Annotated in this window: 19 protein-coding genes; 17 read left to right on the forward strand and 2 right to left on the reverse strand. The window is 31.7% G+C overall.

Annotated elements, in window-relative coordinates; genetic code table 11:
- Window positions 1–37: 37 nt before the first annotated feature.
- Genes AC5YF9_RS01400 through msrB form a run of 4 tightly spaced genes read left to right on the forward strand, consistent with a single transcriptional unit; the run spans window position 38 to window position 3,501 of the window.
- Window positions 38–1,279, forward strand: a complete 1,242-nt coding sequence (locus tag AC5YF9_RS01400) for an NAD(P)/FAD-dependent oxidoreductase (protein ID WP_415304276.1) — start codon at window positions 38–40, stop codon at window positions 1,277–1,279.
- The gene (locus AC5YF9_RS01405) at window positions 1,280–2,179 is read left to right on the forward strand and encodes a DMT family transporter (protein ID WP_415304277.1); all 900 of its coding nucleotides are present in this window, start codon (window positions 1,280–1,282) and stop codon (window positions 2,177–2,179) included. It abuts the gene before it with no gap.
- Window positions 2,172–3,122, forward strand: a complete 951-nt coding sequence (locus tag AC5YF9_RS01410) for a D-2-hydroxyacid dehydrogenase family protein (RefSeq protein ID WP_415304278.1) — start codon at window positions 2,172–2,174, stop codon at window positions 3,120–3,122. Before AC5YF9_RS01405 ends, AC5YF9_RS01410 begins: the two co-directional genes overlap by 8 nt.
- A 4-nt stretch (window positions 3,123–3,126) precedes the next feature.
- A complete protein-coding gene (gene msrB, locus AC5YF9_RS01415; RefSeq protein ID WP_496169914.1) occupies window positions 3,127–3,501 on the forward strand; it encodes a peptide-methionine (R)-S-oxide reductase MsrB in 375 nt (124 codons plus the stop codon).
- 1 nt (window position 3,502) lies between these two features.
- Here the strand turns inward: msrB and grxC are convergent, their stop codons facing one another.
- Both grxC and AC5YF9_RS01425 read right to left on the reverse strand, forming a co-directional pair.
- Window positions 3,503–3,757: a glutaredoxin 3 gene (gene grxC / locus AC5YF9_RS01420; RefSeq protein ID WP_415277949.1), complete on the reverse strand. Its 255-nt coding sequence runs from the start codon at window positions 3,755–3,757 to the stop codon at window positions 3,503–3,505.
- Between the two features lie 3 nt (window positions 3,758–3,760).
- Entirely contained in the window at window positions 3,761–4,057 is a 297-nt protein-coding gene (locus AC5YF9_RS01425) for a TIGR03643 family protein (protein ID WP_168607274.1), read from the reverse strand.
- A 133-nt stretch (window positions 4,058–4,190) separates the two neighbouring features.
- Here AC5YF9_RS01425 and AC5YF9_RS01430 point away from each other — a divergent pair, with 133 nt between their 5' ends.
- The 13 genes from AC5YF9_RS01430 (at window position 4,191) to AC5YF9_RS01490 (ending at window position 14,945) form a co-directional block, all read left to right on the forward strand.
- Entirely contained in the window at window positions 4,191–4,805 is a 615-nt protein-coding gene (locus tag AC5YF9_RS01430; RefSeq protein WP_415304279.1) for a LysE family translocator, read from the forward strand.
- A gap of 112 nt (window positions 4,806–4,917) precedes the next feature.
- Complete coding sequence (locus AC5YF9_RS01435; RefSeq protein ID WP_415277947.1) at window positions 4,918–6,159, forward strand: amino acid ABC transporter substrate-binding protein; 1,242 nt, start codon at window positions 4,918–4,920, stop codon at window positions 6,157–6,159.
- Window positions 6,160–6,223: 64 nt separating this feature from the next.
- The gene (locus AC5YF9_RS01440; RefSeq protein ID WP_168607277.1) at window positions 6,224–7,117 is read left to right on the forward strand and encodes a branched-chain amino acid ABC transporter permease; all 894 of its coding nucleotides are present in this window, start codon (window positions 6,224–6,226) and stop codon (window positions 7,115–7,117) included.
- Window positions 7,117–8,169, forward strand: a complete 1,053-nt coding sequence (locus AC5YF9_RS01445; protein WP_415277946.1) for a branched-chain amino acid ABC transporter permease — start codon at window positions 7,117–7,119, stop codon at window positions 8,167–8,169. The genes AC5YF9_RS01440 and AC5YF9_RS01445 overlap by 1 nt, the downstream gene beginning before the upstream one ends.
- Window positions 8,169–8,909: an ABC transporter ATP-binding protein gene (locus tag AC5YF9_RS01450; protein ID WP_415277945.1), complete on the forward strand. Its 741-nt coding sequence runs from the start codon at window positions 8,169–8,171 to the stop codon at window positions 8,907–8,909. The genes AC5YF9_RS01445 and AC5YF9_RS01450 overlap by 1 nt, the downstream gene beginning before the upstream one ends.
- Window positions 8,909–9,694: an ABC transporter ATP-binding protein gene (locus AC5YF9_RS01455; protein ID WP_415277944.1), complete on the forward strand. Its 786-nt coding sequence runs from the start codon at window positions 8,909–8,911 to the stop codon at window positions 9,692–9,694. Before AC5YF9_RS01450 ends, AC5YF9_RS01455 begins: the two co-directional genes overlap by 1 nt.
- Window positions 9,694–10,398 carry an AzlC family ABC transporter permease gene (locus tag AC5YF9_RS01460; RefSeq protein WP_415277943.1) on the forward strand — a complete coding sequence of 235 codons (705 nt, stop codon included), beginning with the start codon at window positions 9,694–9,696 and terminating at the stop codon, window positions 10,396–10,398. Before AC5YF9_RS01455 ends, AC5YF9_RS01460 begins: the two co-directional genes overlap by 1 nt.
- The gene (locus AC5YF9_RS01465) at window positions 10,388–10,711 is read left to right on the forward strand and encodes an AzlD domain-containing protein (protein WP_415286010.1); all 324 of its coding nucleotides are present in this window, start codon (window positions 10,388–10,390) and stop codon (window positions 10,709–10,711) included. The genes AC5YF9_RS01460 and AC5YF9_RS01465 overlap by 11 nt, the downstream gene beginning before the upstream one ends.
- Entirely contained in the window at window positions 10,711–11,622 is a 912-nt protein-coding gene (gene glaH, locus AC5YF9_RS01470) for a glutarate dioxygenase GlaH (RefSeq protein ID WP_415304280.1), read from the forward strand. Before AC5YF9_RS01465 ends, glaH begins: the two co-directional genes overlap by 1 nt.
- 32 nt (window positions 11,623–11,654) lie before the next feature.
- Window positions 11,655–12,422 (forward strand): pyrroline-5-carboxylate reductase, encoded by a 768-nt coding sequence (locus AC5YF9_RS01475; protein WP_415304281.1) that lies wholly within the window; start codon window positions 11,655–11,657, stop codon window positions 12,420–12,422.
- A gap of 9 nt (window positions 12,423–12,431) precedes the next feature.
- Window positions 12,432–13,226: an ABC transporter ATP-binding protein gene (locus AC5YF9_RS01480; protein WP_415304282.1), complete on the forward strand. Its 795-nt coding sequence runs from the start codon at window positions 12,432–12,434 to the stop codon at window positions 13,224–13,226.
- On the forward strand, window positions 13,226–13,933 hold the full coding sequence (locus AC5YF9_RS01485) for an ABC transporter ATP-binding protein (protein WP_415290109.1): 708 nt from the start codon (window positions 13,226–13,228) through the stop codon (window positions 13,931–13,933). Before AC5YF9_RS01480 ends, AC5YF9_RS01485 begins: the two co-directional genes overlap by 1 nt.
- A 1-nt stretch (window position 13,934) precedes the next feature.
- Window positions 13,935–14,945: a branched-chain amino acid ABC transporter permease gene (locus AC5YF9_RS01490; protein ID WP_415304283.1), complete on the forward strand. Its 1,011-nt coding sequence runs from the start codon at window positions 13,935–13,937 to the stop codon at window positions 14,943–14,945.

Genomic DNA, 14,945 nt, shown 5'->3' on the forward strand with positions numbered 1-14,945 from the left:
GCGAGAATATTTAAATTTAAGAATTATATAAACTATTATGGACATAAAATTAAAAATAGGAATTGTAGGTGCTGGTATTCAAGGTATTTCCAATGCATTGTTTTTACAAAAAAAAGGTTTTAATGTAACAATTTTTGATAGAAATGATCCCGGTAGCCCGGCTGCATCTTACGGTAACGCAGGTCATTTTTCTCCATATGCATCTGTGCCAATAAATAGACCTGATGTTTTAACGGATGTTCCAGCAATGCTTCTAAGTTCAACTGGTCCACTTGCTCTTAAATGGAACTATGTCCCGAAAATGATACCTTGGTTTTTACAATTTATAAGAAACTGCTCTACAAAAAAAATGATGCATACCGCTAAAAACATGCATCAAATTTTGGACTTAGCGTTACCTGCTTATGATGAGTTATTTGATGAGATAGAAATTGGAGGATTAGTTGAAAAAAAAGGTATTTTATATATTTGGAATGATCAAAGTTTAAAAAGTAGAGAGCTTGAAATTAATGTTAGAAATGAACTGGGTGTTGATCAACAAATAGTAACCTCAAAAGAAATCCACGATTTAGAACCAAATATAAAACCCATCTATCATGGAGGTGTTTATTATCAGCATGGTAGACACGCTAGAAATCCAAAAAAAATTCTTTTAAAACTTTATGATCTTTTCTTAAAAAAAGGTGGCAAGTTTTTAAAGATGAATATTAAAGACATAAATTTTAACGATGAAAAACCAGTTATAAAAGCTGAAACCCAAAGTTTTCTTTTTGACAAGATTGTTATCGCTTGTGGTTCGTTTTCAAAAAAATTAACAGATAATTTAGATGAAAAAATACCGCTTGATACTGAAAGAGGTTATCATGTTCATTTTAAAGATTGTGATCATCTTTTAAGTAGACCGGTGATTTTTCAAAATAGAGGCTTTGGTATTACTCCAATGGAACAAGGACTTAGAGTAGTGGGCACTGTTGAATTTGGTGGATTAGAAAATCCATTATCAAAATCGAGAATTAAAAACTTAATTAATAATGCAAAATATATGATGGGAGATTTACCTGAGCATGAAGATGAATGGTTAGGATTTAGACCAACACTCCCAGATTATTTGCCTGTAATAGGACCTTCAAAAAAATATAAAAATGTTTTTTACTGTTTTGGTCATCACCATTTAGGATGGACTTTAGGCCCAATATCAGGGAAAATAATCTCAGGAATGATTGCTGAAGAAAATACAAACTTAAATTTAAAACCATATAGTTCACTTAGGTTCGGTTAGGTGGTTAACAAAAATAGTGTTGCATACATTTTTTTATTTTTAGCAACTCTATTTTGGTCAGGCAATTTTTTGGTTGGAAAATTTGCTAGTCAATATCAAATACCACCTTTTTCATTAAACTTTTATAGATGGCTATTTGCATGGTTAATCTTAGCACCATTTACAATTCAGGAAATATTGAAAAAAAAAAATTATATTTTGGAAAATTATAAATATTATACAATTCTTGGAATTACGAGTGTCACCATATTTAATTCAATCGTGTATTACTCTTTAAATTTTACTCAAGTTATCAGTGGAGTATTAATGATATCAACAATACCTGTAATGATTATATTTATTTCTTCAATTTTAAAAATTGAAAAAACCAACACTTTTCAAGTATTGGGAGTTACATGTTCCTTTATTGGAGTTGTTTTAATTATAACTAAAGCAAATCTTGGAATATTAATAAATTTAGATTTTAACAAAGGTGATATTACAATGGTTTTGGGAATGCTGTCATGGGCTACTTATTCTGCGTTGTTAAAGAAAAAAAAACATGAACTATCTCAACTAGGGTTACTAGAGGTAGTAATTTCATTCGGCTTTATTTTTCTAATACCAATTTATTTTATAGAGTATCAAATGGGCTATAGAATTGTTTTAAATCAAAACTTTTATATAATTTTGTTTTATGTAGTTTTATTACCAGGACTTGCTTCTTTTATTTTTTGGATAAAGGGAGTTGCTTTAATTGGTGCTAATAGAGCAGGTGTTTTTTTACATATGATGCCTATTTTAAGTGCAATTATGGCAATGATTATTTTTAATGAAAAATTTATGTTTTATCATATGTTGGGTGCAATATTTATTTTAACAGGAATTCTTTTATCAAATAGAAAGATTAAAAATGCTTAAAGTTGCTATCTTAGATGATTACCAAAACGTGTCGCACGAATTTGTTGATTTAAAAAAATTATCTGGCAAGTATGAATTTAAAATATTCAGTGAACCCTTTGAAGATGAAGCAGACGCCATAGAGCAATTATCAGACTTTGAAGCATTATTGATAATGAGAGAACGAACTCCTATTGCTAAAAATTTAATTGATAATTTAAATGACCTTAAATATATCATCACAAGTGGCTCAAGAAATAAAGCTATAGACCTAGCTGCTGCAAAAAAGAGAAAAATTACAGTGTGTGGAACCGACATTGATTTTGCAGGTACAACAGAATTAACTTGGGGTTTAATCTTAGGATTAGCTAGAAACTTTAAAGAAGAAATTGATAATATGTACCAAGGTTACTGGCAATCAACTATTGGATTTGAGTTAAAGGGAAAAATTTTAGGGTTAGTAGGACTTGGAAGAGTTGGATCTCAAGTTGCGAAAATTGGTAAAGCTTTTGGTATGGAAGTTATGGCTTGGAGTGAAAATTTAAATCTAGATACCTGCAAGGAGTTAGATGTTCTTCCATGTAGTAAAGAAGATATATTACAAAATTCTGATTTTATATCCATTCATGTTCAAGGGGGAGAAAGATATAAAGAGTTGATAAAACTAAAAGAGTTAGACTCAATGAAAAAAACTGCTTTTTTAATTAACACATCTAGAGGATCCATTATTAATGAGGATGATTTAATTATAGCATTATCAACCAATGTTATTGCTGGAGCAGGACTTGATGTTTATGAAAAAGAACCTTTACCAGAAGGTAATAAACTAAGATTTTTACCAAATGCATTATTAATGCCTCATGTTGGTTATGTTACTGCAGAAAATTATAGCATGTTTTATTCACAGATGATTGAAGGATTAGAGGCATGCGTTGCCGGCAAACCTTTGAGAGTAATAGAATAAATTTATGAAAAAAAAAATTAATAAAGACCTTACTGCTGAACAAAAGTTAATTTTATTTGAAGATGGAACGGAAGCACCTGGTACGAGTGAATTAAATCACGAGAAGAGAGAAGGTAGTTATCACTGTACTAATTGTGGTGAAAAATTATTTGACTCAAATACTAAATATGAAAGTGGTTCAGGATGGCCATCGTTTTATCAGTCATTACCTGATGCTTTTGAAACTAAAACAGATACTTTATTAGGGTACGAGAGAGTGGAATATCATTGCAAAAAATGTGGTGGCCATCATGGTCATATCTTTGAAGATGGACCTAAACCAACAGGCAAAAGGTATTGTAATAACGGTGTTTGTTTAACCTTTAAGCCTAAAAATTAATTTATTTTAAAAGTTCTAGTAATTTATTTTCTTTTTCAAGAGCTCTAACATCATCGTAACCACCAATATGATTTTCATCAAAAAAGATTTGAGGGATGGTTCTTTTTCCGTTAGCTTTTTTAATCATTTCATCCATTGCACCGTCAACTGTTGCAATGTTGATTTCTTTATATTCAACGTTGTTTCTAGTTAATAATTTTTTTGCTGCATCACAAAAAGCACAAAGTGGTCCTGTATAAATAGTTACTGATTTCATGGATTATAAATAATCATTCTTTTTAATTTTACTAGTAATTTCTTTTCTTGAATACTCAAATTTTTTTTTGTGCTTAATACTTTTTTGATTAACTCTTTTTCTCCACAATCTAAAAGATACAGGCTTTATAGATCGTCTCATAATCTTAATAACTTCACCTTCTGTTTTTCCAGTCTTTTTCTCAATTTCCTCAAAAGTGATTCGATCTGCCCAAGCTGCCCAAATGATCCAGTCAGGATCTGAAATATGGGGTTCTGGGTTTTTAACTCTAGTTATAGGGGTGTGACCTTTTTTTTTCATAAATCCTCTATTTTCATTATATTTGAAAAAATTGATTAATGCATTTTATTTAGGGTCATGGTATCTTCAAACCTAGATAGTCCATCTTAGCCATCTTTAGCTCCGGTTTTTTTGGACTATCCTCAAACCAAAAATGCTCCCTTTAAATTATTTCCTTTTTTTACAGATAATTTTATTTCTATTTATTACTCCTGGCACACCTAGAATTGTAATCATTTCATATTCCATGAATTATGGAGTTCAAAAATGTATCTGGACAGCTCTTGGAGATGTTACAGCAAATATTATTCAAGCCACTTTAGTAATTTTTGTTTTAGGATCTTTTTTTGTCGATAATCCAAATTTTTTAAATATATTTAAGTGGATAGGAATTGCATACTTACTCTATCTTGCTTACGATATTTATAATTCAAGATTTAAAGATGTAAGCTCAGATAATATTTCATCAAAAAGTTTTTTTTCATTCTTTAAAGATGGCTTTTTAGTTGCTGGAACAAGTCCTAAGGCTTGGATGTTCTTTCCATTAATATTTCCACAGTTTATTGACTTTAATTCAAATTATATCGTTCAATTTTTTATTTTAATCACAACATATGTAGTTTTAGATTTTTTATCTCTAATTGCTTATGCAGTACTTGCTAGAAAATTAATTATTTGGATAAAAGCAAATCCAAAAGTTATAAATACAATTTCTGCGTGTGTATTAATATTAATTGCAATTACAATTGCATTTATTCAAAAGTATTAAAAACCTACAAATAAAATTGCGGCAATTAAGTCTGTATGACGTTAGTTGTATTTTTATTCATTTAGATGTTTAATTGTTTTTTAAATTTAAAACTAATAGAGGAAAAAATAAAATGAAAATCAGAAATATACTAATTACTTTAGTTTCTGCAATTGCTCTTTTAATTTCAGCTTCAACTATATCTTTCGCGAAGGTAGTTGGAGATAAAATTATTTTAGGTGCAGCTGTTTCATTGACTGGAAAATATTCATCCAATGGTGTTCATACTCAAAACGGCTATAACTTAGCAGTTGAGAGAATAAACGGCATGGGTGGTGTTAAAGTTGGTGGAAAAACTTACAAGTTTGACATTATTTATTACGATGATGAATCAAACTCAGGAAGAGCAGCACAACTTGCAGAAAGATTAATCCAACAAGATGGTGTTAAGTTTATGCTTGGGCCATATAGCTCAGGACTTACAAAAGCTATGGCACCTGTAACTGAAAAATATGAAGTTCCTATGGTTGAAGCAAACGGTGCGTCTAGATCGTTATTCACTAAAGGTTACAAATATTTATTTGCAGTACTTGCGCCAGCTAACTTATATCTTGATGTAGCAATTGACCTTGCGGTTGAAAAAAACGGTGGAAAGCCAGTTAAGATTGCAATGGCATTTGAACAAGATGCTTTCTCACAAGATGTGAGATTGGGTATTGTTGAAGCTGCTAAAAGAACAGGTTCTAAAATCATCATAGATGACAAGTTACCAAAAGAGCTTAACGATATGGCTGCTACTTTATCTAAAGTAAAAGCTACTAATCCAGACGTTCTTGTGGTTTCAGGTCATACAAAAGGTGCTTTAACAGCTGTTAGACAAATTTCAGAGATGAAAGTTGACGTGAAAATGTTAGCAATGACTCACTGTGATGCTGCTAAACTATCTAAGCAACATGGTAAAGCTTCTGAGTACGCACTTTGTGCTTCTCAATGGCATAAATCTCTATCATACAAAGACAACTACTTTGGTGGTGGTATGAAATATGATGCAGACTTTACTAAAGCATTTGGATATGCACCGCCTTACCAAGCTGCTGAATCTTCTGCTGCTTTATTAGTTTTTAAAGATGCGTTCGAAAGAGCACAATCGTTTGATACTAAAAAAGTTAGAGATGCTTTAGCTGCAACTGATATGCAAACTTTTTATGGAAACATAAAATTTGCTGCAGGTGGTCAAAACGTATCTAAGCCAATGGTACTTTTCCAAGTATCATGTAACGATGATGGTAGTGTGTGTGAAAACAAAGTTGTAGCTCCGACAAAATGGGCATCAGCTGAGTTGGTACACCCAATTCCATCTTGGTCAGAAAGATAATACCTAATATGCAAAATGCTCCCTAGTAATAGGGGGCATTTTTTTATAAACATCTAAAGAATTTATGGATTTCTTAATTTTTCAAGCACCGATCTTAATGGTTCAAGCATCAATGGACGGAATACTTCTTGGTATTTTGTTTGCATTAATTGCTTATGGAATGGCATTACAGTGGGGAGTAATGAATATAATAAACATTGCTCAAGGAGAATTAGTAATCATGGGTGGATACATTGCATACTTTATGTATCTATCAGGAATTCACCCAGCCTTTGGCGTGATTGTATCGCCAATCATTATGTATTGTGTGGGTTGGGGAATGTACAAGCTTGTTATTAATAAGGTAGTAGATAAAGATTTATTTACTTCAATTCTTGCTACATTTGGAATTAGTATTTTAGCTCAGCAATTAATGAATTTTGCATTTGGTGCAGATGTTGTAGTTGCTCAGTCAAATTTTGGAACAACAATGCTGTTTAATAATTCAGTAACACTTCCTAATGCTAAAATATTTTCAGGAGCAGTTTGTGTGATATCTGCAATTATTCTTGTCATCTACATGAAGAAATCAAAACTAGGTAGAGCAATTAGAGCAACAGCTCAAAACGCAAGAGCAGCAAAGATTTTGGGTGTTGATACTGAGAAAGTTTATGCAGCAACTTTTGGAATTAATGCAGCATTATGTGGAATAGCAGGAGCTTGTATTGCAATCACATTCACACTTCATCCTTATACAGGATTACCTTACACGGTTAGATCATTCATGATTGTAATTATTGCAGGTTTAGGAAATTTACCAGCAGTTGCAATATCAGGAATGGGACTTGGTGTATTTGAAGAATGGGCTGATTATCTGCTTGGAACAGAATTTAGAATTGCAGCAGTATTCTCGTTACTAGTTATTATATTGGTTTATAGAAGGTTTAAATTAGCTCGAAAAAGAGAGTATTTAAAATAATGAATAAAAATACACTCCTATACGCAGGCTTAATAATTTTTGGTTTAGCTGGAGCATTCATATTTCCAGCTTACAAACTTCAATTATCGTTTCTTTATATATTGATTGTTTTAGCTATGACTTGGGACGTTCAAGGTGGACAAATGGGCTACAACACGTTCGGTAATATATTATTTTTTGGCGTTGGAATGTATGTTGCATCAAGCACTCAAATAGCAATGTTCTTTTCACTAGCAGAATGGACAGACGCAGGTGGAGAAAAAACTTTTGTTCATACTATCCCTCAATTTTTTCAAGGTTTTGGTGTTGGTATATTACTAGCAGGAATTATTCCGACAATAATTGCAGGAGTAATTGGTTATGGGATTTTAGGTTTAAGAGGACACTACTTTGCAATTTGTACTTTAGCATTAGGAATTGCTGCAGGCGAACTTGCGGGTGGAATTGAGATTATTGGTGCAGGTCAAGGTATGACAGTTCCAGTTTGGCCAAAAGGATTTGGATCTAATGCATCATCATCTCAGTTTTTATATTATTTGTGTTTTGCTCTTGCAGTTGTAACTTTTATTACTTTGAAGTGGGCCTACAGCACAAGATTTGGTTTAGTTTTAAATGCAATAAGAGACAATGAAGATAAAGCGGAGGCAATGGGAATTCACACCATGAGATATAAAATTATTGGCTGGATGGTATCAGCTTTCTTTGTTGGAATTGCTGGAGGATTAATGGGTCATATAAATGGATACATTGAACCAACTGAAATTGCATTTGCTGGACCAACGTTTGGTGTGTTCATGGTTTTAATGGCAATCCTTGGTGGTAAAGGAACTTTATGGGGGCCACTTGTTGGTGCAACTATATTTCACTTATTTAAAGAGGGTTTTTGGACTTACTTCTTGGGCTGGCAGTATGTTGCTCTTGGAGTTTTAATTATTGTAATCGTTGTTTATTTTCCTGAAGGGGTAATGGGATGGTTAAGAGAAAAGTATCCTGAAAGATTTGGTGAAGTTGTCGATGAAGCTGACTTAAAAGCACAGGTGGAATTAAAGTAATGGCTATATTAGACATATCAAATGTAAGTAAGTCTTTTGGTGGCGTTAAGGCCAACGTTGATATTTCAATGTCAGTTGAACAAGGTTCAATTGTTGGATTAATTGGTCCAAATGGATCTGGTAAAACTACTTTATTTAATTCAATTGTAGGAACTTATCCAATCGACAATGGTTCAATTAAATTTGATGGTACAGAAGTTTCAGAACTGCCAGTGCCTGTTGTTGCAAAGCTTGGATTACTTAGAACTTTTCAACAAACTAGAATTTATGGAAAATTAAACTGTATTCAAAATATGTTAATCAGTAATAAACCTGAGAATGATGGAATATTATCAGTATTTCAAAAGATACCTTCTGATTTAACAGATAAAGCTGAGACGTTATTAAAATTTGTAGGGCTTCATCAAAAAAGAAAGCTCAGAGCAGGAGATCTTTCATTTGGACAGCAAAAACTATTGGAACTTGCAATGGCACTAATGAATGAACCTAAAATGCTTTTATTAGATGAACCAACAGCTGGAATTAATCCAACATTGATTAATGGAATTATCGATCGTTTAATTAGTGTTAATAAAGACTATGGAATTACCTTGCTAGTTATAGAGCACAACATGAAAGTAATAATGAATTTAGCACAAAGAGTTTTTTGTTTAGCACACGGTCAAATGTTAGCAAACGGAACTCCAGATGAAATTAAAAATGATAAGCGTGTGCTAGACGCTTACTTGGGAGCACAATAATGTCAAATCAATATGATGTATTAGGTAAAGCACCAGGGCCAGAAGATTTACAAAAACTATCACCAGATAATAACCACCTAACTATAAAAAAATTATCAGCGGGTTATGGTAAAATGGAAATACTTCATGATTTTAATTTAAATGTAAGTAAGGCTCAGTCACTATGTTTGATTGGACCAAATGGTGCAGGAAAATCTACAATACTTCATTCTATTTATGGATTTACAAATATTTTTTCAGGACAAATAGAAATTGATGGAAAAGAAATTACCAACTTAACTCCAGCTCAAAAACTTACATCATGTGGAATTGCTTATATACTTCAAGATAATTCTGTTTTTCCAGATATGACTGTTGAAGAAAATTTATTGATGGGTGGTTATTCCAAAGAAAATACTGATGAGTCCTATGAAGAAGCAGAAAGAATTTTTGAAAAATATGAAAGATTAAGAAATAGAAGAAATCAACCTGCTAAAGTTTTATCAGGTGGAGAAAGAAGATTATTAGAAATTTCTAGAGCATTAGTTATGAAACCATCGGTATTACTAGTTGATGAACCATCTATTGGATTAGAGCCAAGATATATCGATATGGTTTTTGAAATTTTAAGGGATCTTCAACAAACAGAGAAGAAAACAATTATTTTAGTAGAACAAAATGCTAAAAAGGGATTAGAGTTTGCAGATATAGGTTACGTTTTAGTATCTGGACAAACTGCGATCGCTGGCAAAGGGGATGATTTGTTAAAAAATCCTGATGTTGGTAGATTATTCCTTGGAGGTTAATGATTAATAAAGAATTTTTCTTTAAAGGTTTTAGATCAATTCTAGCTCCTGATAGTCCTGCTCTTGCACTCGGTTGTTGTTTTATAGCAATAGGTGCACTTCTTAAAAATTTGGGTTTTAATATTCAAGAAAGCATTTTTTCAACAATGCTTACTTATGCGTTACCTGGATCGCTAGTAATGGCGGAGTCATTATTAGTTGGAGCATCTTTACTTAATATATTTTTGGCTGTTTGGTTTGTTAATGCAAGATTGTATCCAATGGCAGTTTCTTTATTCCCATTAATGATGCATAAAAGCCAACCTAAGTGGAAATATTATTTTTCTTGTCACTTCATAGCTGTGTCTGCATGGCTGATAATGAAGAGTAATTATAAAAGTATTGAAAAAAAATACAGAATTGATTTTTGGATTGGAATTGGTTGTGCAACCTGGACTACAGCAGTAATAGGTACTTTTATTGGTTTTTATGCTTCAGATTATTTAGATAAAAATATGATGATGGGTTTAGCAATTTTAAACCCAATTTATTTCTTATGTATGATGGTGGGTGCAATGAAGACCATTCAAATTACAGCTGCAGTAATTTTGGGTCTATTATTGGGACCAATATTTTATTTTCTATCACCTGAGTGGTCAATTTTACTAGGTGGGTTAGTTGGTGGAACCATTGCTTATTTTATAGGAGAACTAAATGTCAACTAGTGTAGTTCTTGCAATTTTAGTTACATCATTAGCAACTTTTTCATCTAGATTATTAGGGGTAATCTCATCAGAAGGAATAAAAGAAACTTCAAAGTTATTTAGATGGTTTAATTGTCTTGCTTATTCAACACTAGCTGCACTAATAGCCAGAACAATTATATTTCCGGTAGGTGTTTTGTCTGATGCTAGTTATCTAAGTAGAATTGTCGTGGTTTTATTTTGTTTATTCATATTTTTTATTTCAAAAAGAAATTTTGTTTATCCAACTGTGATTTCTGCTATTATGATGACAGTACTAAGTAATTATCTCTAATGAAAAATATCTCTGGCATAACAATAACAAAACATCAAGATTCAAAAAGAATAATTGATATTAGAATTGAAGATGAAATTTTAGATAAATTGATATTTCCATTCAACAAATTTGATATCACTGCTTTAGAGTATAAACCATTTACTAGATTTACTATTGCTAAAAGTTTAGACAATTTAACTTCTAATAAATTAAGCAAATTACTTAACTCAATAGTAAGAGACAGAGACACAGGCTGTTTTATAATTGGTCCAAAAAATATAAGTTCAAAAATTAATGATACGTTTTTAGTTAAACTATCAACAGCAATTGCTTATTTAATTGGCAATCCAAACCACGATGCAATGGCTGGAAAATATTATGCAAGATTTTTTGTAAAGCACGAAGATAAAAGTGACTCGTATTTGAGAAAAGCCTACACAAATATGGATCTCCATACAGACGGCACATATGTTAAGGAGACCACAGATTGGCTACTTATGACTAAAATTGAAGAACAAAATGTGCTGGGTGGAGAAACGGCAATGCTTCATCTTGATGACTGGGAACATTGTGAGGATTTATTTAATGATCCAGTTGGAAGAAAAGATTTTGTTTGGGGTTCTCCTAAAAGTAAAAATATAGAATATAAAGTTGAACATCCAGTTTTCACAACAGATGATAAGGGTAAGCCAAAAATTTCTTATATTGATCAATTCCCTGAGCCAAAAAATATGGATCAAGGAATTTTCTTACAAAAATTATCAGATGGTTTGGAGGAGAGTAAGAATAAAGTAATCACTAAACTAGCACCTGGGTCAAGCATTGTAGCTAATAATTATTTTTGGCTACATGGAAGAAAACCCTTCAAAGAGAATAAAGATTTAAGTAGAGAACTGTTGAGAATTAGAGGTTCTTTTTTTATTAATTAATTCACTAATATCACTATAAAGTAACTATATTTATGAAATTAGGCTTTATAGGAACAGGTAAAATTACGTCTGCTGTGATCACTGGTATTTGTAGCTCTAGTATTCCATATAATAAAATAATCATCTCGCAGAGAAATAAATCTATATCTAGCACCTTAAAAAAAAAGTTTAAAAAGATAACTATTAGCAAAGATAATCAGGAAATAGTTAATTCATGTGATTGGATATTTTTATCAGTAATTCCAACTGTGGGTGAAAAAATTATTAAAAATTTAAAGTTTAGATCCAATCAAACTATAATCAGCTTCATATCAACAATTACTTTAGCTCAACTTAAAAAAGCAATTAAAGTTAAGGCAAAAATTATAAGAGCAATACCGTTACCTCCAATATCATTAAAAAAAGGACCAGTACCAATTTGCCCACCCAATAAAAAGGTAAAAGATTTCTTTAATAAAATTGGCACAACAGTTGAAATTAAAAATGAAAAATCTTCAATTAATTTTTGGTCTACATCTGGAATGATGGCTCCATTTTATGAACTGTTAAGAGTGATGACTGACTGGTTGGTTAAAAGAGGGGTTAAGCGAAATGATGCACAAAAATATATAACTTCTTTATTTTTAGCGTTATCTGAAGATGCGGTTGTGAATTCTAAAAAAGATTTAAAACACTTAGTAAAAGAATCTCAAACACCTAAAGGTTTAAATGAACAAGGAGTCAAAGAGCTAATAAAAGTAGGTTTTTATAAATCTTTAGAAAAGACACTCAACAGTATTCATAAAAGATTAAATAAATAAATAAATTTCATGGATCAACAACAAAACATCTTACAGATTGAAAATCTATCTAAGTATTTTGGAGGCTTGGCTGCAGTTTCAGATTGCTCTTTAAAGATTAAGAAAGGATCTATTACAGGTATAATAGGACCTAACGGCTCAGGTAAAACTACCTTGTTTAATTTAATTGCTGGAAATTTAAAATCTTCACAAGGAAAAGTGTTATTTAATGATGAAGATGTGACAGATGTTCCTTCCTATGAATTATTTTCTAAAGGAATTTTAAGAACGTTTCAAATAGCACATGAGTTCACTAATCTTTCTGTGCTTGAAAATTTAATGATGGTTCCTAAAAATCAATCAGGTGAAAATTTAATGACAGCTTTACTAAAACCAAGTTTAGTTAGAACTGAAGAACTTGCTGTAAAACAAAAAGCTCAAGATGTAGTTGATTTTTTAAATCTAACTCATTTATCAAATGAATTAGCTGGAAATTTATCAGGTGGCCAAAAAAAATTATTAGAACTTGGAAGAACTATGATGGTTGATGCAAAATTAGTATTGCTTGATGAAGTAGGGGCTGGTGTTAATAGAACACTACTTAAAGATCTAGGTACTGCGATTCTTAAGTTAAATAAGGAAGAGGGGTACACATTTTGTATGATCGAACATGATATGGAGTTTATAAGTAGATTGTGTAACCCTGTTATTGTTATGGCAGAAGGGTCAGTTTTATTTGAGGGTACTGCTGAAGAAGCTAAGAAAGATGAAAAGGTTATAGAAAGTTATTTAGGCAGAGGATCAAAAATAAAGGATGAAAATTAATGGCTTTTTTTGAAGGCTTAAAAATGACAGGCGGTTATGGTAATGGACCTGATATCATTAATTCTTGTTCTGTTGATGTGAACAGAGGTGAAATAGTTTCAATTCTTGGGCCTAATGGTGCTGGTAAATCAACAGCCATGAAAGCAATGCTAGGTCTCTTAAGTTTAAAATCAGGCTCAGTTATAATTGATGGCAAAGATATTTCAAAACTTTCACCACAAGATAGGGTGAGAGAGGGTATTTCATTTGTACCACAGACAAAAAATGTATTCTCAGGAATGAGCGTTGAAGAAAATTTAGAGATGGGGGCTTACTTAAGAGATGATAATTATCAAAATATTATAGAAGAAATTTATGAACTGTTTCCAATACTTAGAGAAAAAAGAAATCAATTAGTTGGAGAATTATCAGGAGGTCAAAGACAACAAGTAGCTCTTGGTAGAGCATTAATGATAAAACCATCTGTGTTAATGTTAGATGAACCAACTGCTGGAGTTTCTCCAATAGTAATGGATGAATTATTTGATCATATAATTAAAGTTAAAAGAACTAATGTTGCAATTTTAATGGTCGAGCAAAATGCTAAGCAAGCTCTTAACATTTCTGATCGAGGATATGTGTTAGTTACAGGTGAAAATAAATATTCAGGAACAGGAAAAGAATTATTAAACGACCCAAGAGTAAGAAGCTCTTTTTTAGGTGGATAGTATGGAATTTTTAAACGCAATTATATTACTATTAAATTACATTTTTATACCAGCACTTACGTATGGCTCGCAACTAGCATTAGGTGCAATATTTGTAACTTTAATTTATGGAATTCTGAGATTTGCTAATTTTGCAACTGGAGACATGATGGCTTTTGGTACAATGGTTACAATATTGTTCACCTGGTATTTCCAATCACTTGGAATTTCTTTAGGAGTTTTACCAACAGCATTACTTGCCATTCCTTTTGCAATTGTTTTAACAATTGGGTACATGCTCTTAATCGATAAATTTGTTTTTAGATATTATAGAGTAAGTAAAAGTCCTCCTGTTCAGCTTGCAATGGTTAGTATTGGTGTGATGTTTGTAACTCAAGCAGTAGTTAGAATAATAATAGGACCATCAGATCAAAGATTTTTTGATGGAGAAAGATTTATTATCAAAGCAGGTGAGTTCAAAGAAATGACTGGACTTAACGAAGGTTTAGCAATTAAATCTAGCCAGGTATTAACAATATTTGTAACAATTGTATTAGTTTCTATTTTATTTTGGTTTTTAAACAAAACTAAGACAGGAAAAAGCATGCGTGCTTACTCTGATAATGAGGATTTAGCTTTATTATCTGGGATTGACCCTAAAAGAGTAGTTATGATTACTTGGATTATTGCAGGTATTTTGGCGACAATTGGTGGGGCTTTATATGGTTTAGACAAAAGTTTTAAGCCATTTACCTACTTTAATAACATGTTACCAATTTTTGCTGCAGCAATTGTTGGGGGTATTGGAAACCCGTTTGGAGCATTTTTAGGAGGGTATGTCATAGCATTTTCGGAAATATTCTTAACCTATGCTTATAAAAAATTCTTTATGTATGTTTTACCAGCAAGCATGGAGCCAGAAACTTTAGTTCAACTATTATCAACAGATTATAAATTCGCTGTATCATTTTCTATACTGGTGATCGTTTTACTTTATAGACCTAACGGAATATTCAAAGGGAAGGTGCTGTGA

The sequence above is a fragment of the Candidatus Pelagibacter sp. uisw_098 genome (assembly GCF_059512505.1).

Excerpts from the sequence above, each read along its gene's own strand:
- AC5YF9_RS01400 (WP_415304276.1), top strand. The coding sequence starts at position 38 with ATGGACATAAAATTAAAAATAGGAATTGTAGGTGCTGGTATTCAAGGT.
- AC5YF9_RS01410 (WP_415304278.1), top strand. The coding sequence starts at position 2,172 with ATGCTTAAAGTTGCTATCTTAGATGATTACCAAAACGTGTCGCACGAA.
- msrB (WP_496169914.1), top strand. The coding sequence starts at position 3,127 with ATGAAAAAAAAAATTAATAAAGACCTTACTGCTGAACAAAAGTTAATT.
- grxC (WP_415277949.1), bottom strand. The coding sequence starts at position 3,757 with ATGAAATCAGTAACTATTTATACAGGACCACTTTGTGCTTTTTGTGAT.
- AC5YF9_RS01425 (WP_168607274.1), bottom strand. The coding sequence starts at position 4,057 with ATGAAAAAAAAAGGTCACACCCCTATAACTAGAGTTAAAAACCCAGAA.
- AC5YF9_RS01430 (WP_415304279.1), top strand. The coding sequence starts at position 4,191 with ATGCTCCCTTTAAATTATTTCCTTTTTTTACAGATAATTTTATTTCTA.
- AC5YF9_RS01435 (WP_415277947.1), top strand. The coding sequence starts at position 4,918 with ATGAAAATCAGAAATATACTAATTACTTTAGTTTCTGCAATTGCTCTT.
- AC5YF9_RS01440 (WP_168607277.1), top strand. The coding sequence starts at position 6,224 with ATGGATTTCTTAATTTTTCAAGCACCGATCTTAATGGTTCAAGCATCA.
- AC5YF9_RS01445 (WP_415277946.1), top strand. The coding sequence starts at position 7,117 with ATGAATAAAAATACACTCCTATACGCAGGCTTAATAATTTTTGGTTTA.
- AC5YF9_RS01450 (WP_415277945.1), top strand. The coding sequence starts at position 8,169 with ATGGCTATATTAGACATATCAAATGTAAGTAAGTCTTTTGGTGGCGTT.
- AC5YF9_RS01455 (WP_415277944.1), top strand. The coding sequence starts at position 8,909 with ATGTCAAATCAATATGATGTATTAGGTAAAGCACCAGGGCCAGAAGAT.
- AC5YF9_RS01460 (WP_415277943.1), top strand. The coding sequence starts at position 9,694 with ATGATTAATAAAGAATTTTTCTTTAAAGGTTTTAGATCAATTCTAGCT.
- AC5YF9_RS01465 (WP_415286010.1), top strand. The coding sequence starts at position 10,388 with ATGTCAACTAGTGTAGTTCTTGCAATTTTAGTTACATCATTAGCAACT.
- glaH (WP_415304280.1), top strand. The coding sequence starts at position 10,711 with ATGAAAAATATCTCTGGCATAACAATAACAAAACATCAAGATTCAAAA.
- AC5YF9_RS01475 (WP_415304281.1), top strand. The coding sequence starts at position 11,655 with ATGAAATTAGGCTTTATAGGAACAGGTAAAATTACGTCTGCTGTGATC.
- AC5YF9_RS01480 (WP_415304282.1), top strand. The coding sequence starts at position 12,432 with ATGGATCAACAACAAAACATCTTACAGATTGAAAATCTATCTAAGTAT.
- AC5YF9_RS01485 (WP_415290109.1), top strand. The coding sequence starts at position 13,226 with ATGGCTTTTTTTGAAGGCTTAAAAATGACAGGCGGTTATGGTAATGGA.
- AC5YF9_RS01490 (WP_415304283.1), top strand. The coding sequence starts at position 13,935 with ATGGAATTTTTAAACGCAATTATATTACTATTAAATTACATTTTTATA.